This is a genomic window from Myceligenerans indicum (genome assembly GCF_016742955.1).
Taxonomy (GTDB): Bacteria; Actinomycetota; Actinomycetes; order Actinomycetales; family Cellulomonadaceae; genus Myceligenerans; species Myceligenerans indicum.
The window spans coordinates 1-2,349 of sequence record NZ_JABBYC010000111.1; the positions used below are offsets into that span (position 1 = coordinate 1).

At 66.2% G+C, this 2,349-nt stretch carries 3 protein-coding genes; 1 reads left to right on the forward strand and 2 read right to left on the reverse strand.

Annotated features, from left to right (window positions below):
* Window positions 1-262: 262 nt before the first annotated feature.
* Window positions 263-832, forward strand: coding sequence for a S1 RNA-binding domain-containing protein (locus tag HGK34_RS22060; protein ID WP_201851546.1), 570 nt, complete (start codon window positions 263-265; stop codon window positions 830-832).
* Window positions 833-880: 48 nt separating this feature from the next.
* On the opposite strand, the gene HGK34_RS22065 is transcribed toward HGK34_RS22060, so the two are convergent.
* The gene (locus HGK34_RS22065; RefSeq protein WP_201851548.1) at window positions 881-1,576 is read right to left on the reverse strand and encodes a hypothetical protein; all 696 of its coding nucleotides are present in this window, start codon (window positions 1,574-1,576) and stop codon (window positions 881-883) included.
* Window positions 1,573-2,085, reverse strand: a complete 513-nt coding sequence (locus HGK34_RS22070) for an HAD domain-containing protein (protein ID WP_201851550.1) — start codon at window positions 2,083-2,085, stop codon at window positions 1,573-1,575. The genes HGK34_RS22065 and HGK34_RS22070 overlap by 4 nt, the downstream gene beginning before the upstream one ends.
* Window positions 2,086-2,349 lie beyond the last annotated feature (264 nt).

Consider the following 2,349-nt stretch of genomic DNA (forward strand, 5'->3'; position numbering starts at 1 on the left):
GCGGCGGCGGCCTCTCACCACCGCACGATCAACAAGCGCCTCACGGCGCACGCGTAGGAACTGCCATCCTCCCAGGTCAGGACCACGCCCGACCCATCTCACCCACCGAGAACCGACCGACCCTGCCGCGAAGTTCCGCAGATACTCGTTACGCGGAACTCAGGAAAGGGAGACGCCTGCAGAGCGAACGCCTCTTCAGGACTGCGGCGCGACCAACACACAGCCAGGCCGGCGCACAGTTACTCATGAAAGGCTGGACGGCATGGACGGACCATCCGCGCATCCAGAACTGTGGGCGTTCCTGGAATCATTGCAGCAGGGTGAAAGGCTTTCCGGCACCGTCACAGCGATCGAGCGGTTCGGTGTGTTCGTGACACTGGACGAGGGCCCCGACCACCCCATGTTCCCCGGCGTAGGGTTCATCACCCTTCCCCAACTGTCCTGGCAGCGCTTCGAAGCTGCCACAGACGTCGTTCACGTCGGACAGCGCATTTCGTGCGAGTTTCTCCAGTTCGACACGCGGAACCTCGAGGCCAGGCTGTCCTTGCGCGCGACGCAGCCAGACCCATTCCAGCAGTTCACCGACCGCATTGCTGTAGGCCAGACACTGCATGGGCAGGTCACCAAGCTGGTCCCGTTCGGCGCCTTCGTGCGAGTCGCGGACGGCGTTGAGGGACTCGTTCACCTACAAGAACTCGCATCAGTTCCCTTGGACGCTCCGTCGGATGCCGTCCAGACCGGCGACGAGATCACGGTCGCCGTCACCGCCATCGACGCCGAGCGACGGAGATTGACCCTTTCTCGACGACAAGTCCCACCAGACCACCGGTGACTCCTTCGAGCCGTCATGACATAGTCCCCCGCGCTGGCGTCCAGGGCATCAGTCGCCAGAACACCCCCAGCCGTTCAGCGTCGCCGGTCGGGAGGTCCGCATGCCGTCTGGCCGACGCCAGCCAACAGTCTCCAGGGCCGGATGTGCCCGGACTTGCTGGATCAGGCTTCGCGGCCCGCTGACCCTCGTCGCAGTCAGGTCGTAGTCGGTCCACACGAACCACGACCGGTCTGCCGGCCACCAGTTCGACGGGCTCACCTCGCAGAACAGTTCGGCCCGCCGCAGGGTCGTGATGGCGGCCAGCGGGCCCTCCAGCACCGCCAGACGGTCAACGTCGTACGCCGTGACCGTACCGAAGAAGGCGAAGCAGCCCGTCTGTGCTCCACTGAACTCCTTGAGCAGGTCGAGCAACGCAGTCTGGGACTCCCCCTCGAATACGCCTTCCTCGATGGTGACCTCGGGCCGGCTGTGTCCCTTGAGCAGGTGCATGGCGTCCGGCGGCGAAACGCCAGCAGCCGCCACAGCCGCCAGGTCCCGATCCGTGAGGTCCCGCCAGCGATGCCGTGTCCTGCGCCGGCGGTGCGGGTCGAGCGCGTCGGTCCGTTCGATCGCGTCGTGCAGAATCCACGTCTCGTCCTCCCAGCCGGGAACGTCCAGCCCGCACAACTCGCCCTCTTCGAGCACGTCAGCGGGGATCCAGGACAGCGCGGCCTGCGGATCGGCGACGGGACGGAACACGCTCATCGAGACTCCAGACCATCGAGCCATGCAGCAACCTGCCCGACATCACCGTGGGTGAGCCCGACCGCAGGCTCGACCTGCAACAACAGCGCCGAGCCGGGATGCTCCAACTCGACCCACCACCGGTCCATCTCACCGATCTCGTCATCGATCCAGACGAACGGGCGGCCCGCAGCCGCCCGCACGAGCGAGCGAGTCTTCCAGCCCAACCCGGACGGATCATGTTCACCACCGGCCAGATCGGCCGCCAGATCCGCCACCGGCAGGGGCGGGAGTCCTGACCGGGGCGCGATGACATCGTTCGCATCACCCATCCACGCCGTGGCCCACACCAGGTCACACGCCAGACCCACCAACGCGGGACCCAGCCTCAGATCGATCAGGCCCAGCTCCGGACGCGAACCATCCGCGTCCCCGGGCCGGCGCAGAGCCTGGCGCATGCCCGGGCCGCCGAACGGCAGCAACGTCCCATCCACATCCAGGAACAGCACGGGTCGCAGGTCAGTGGTCACGGCCTGCACCCTAGCCGCCGACGCAGCCGGCGCACCTTCCTCCCGAACCGTTCTCGCCGCTAACCCGCAGAATACGACTCCGGACACGACGAAGCCCTGGTGAGATCTACCGTCCCACCAGGGCTTTTCCGTCGGGATGACAGTGTGTGGTCTCAGGACATCGGAATGGGGTGTCTCGGGTCATCGGTATAGCGTGTCGCGGGACATGGGAATGGCCGGTGGGCGGATGCTCGCTCATGTCCACCAGGAAGCTCGTGATCGCGG

Coding starts and splice junctions, on each gene's coding strand:
- HGK34_RS22065 (WP_201851548.1), bottom strand. CDS start 1,576: ATGAGCGTGTTCCGTCCCGTCGCCGATCCGCAGGCCGCGCTGTCCTGG.
- HGK34_RS22060 (WP_201851546.1), top strand. CDS start 263: ATGGACGGACCATCCGCGCATCCAGAACTGTGGGCGTTCCTGGAATCA.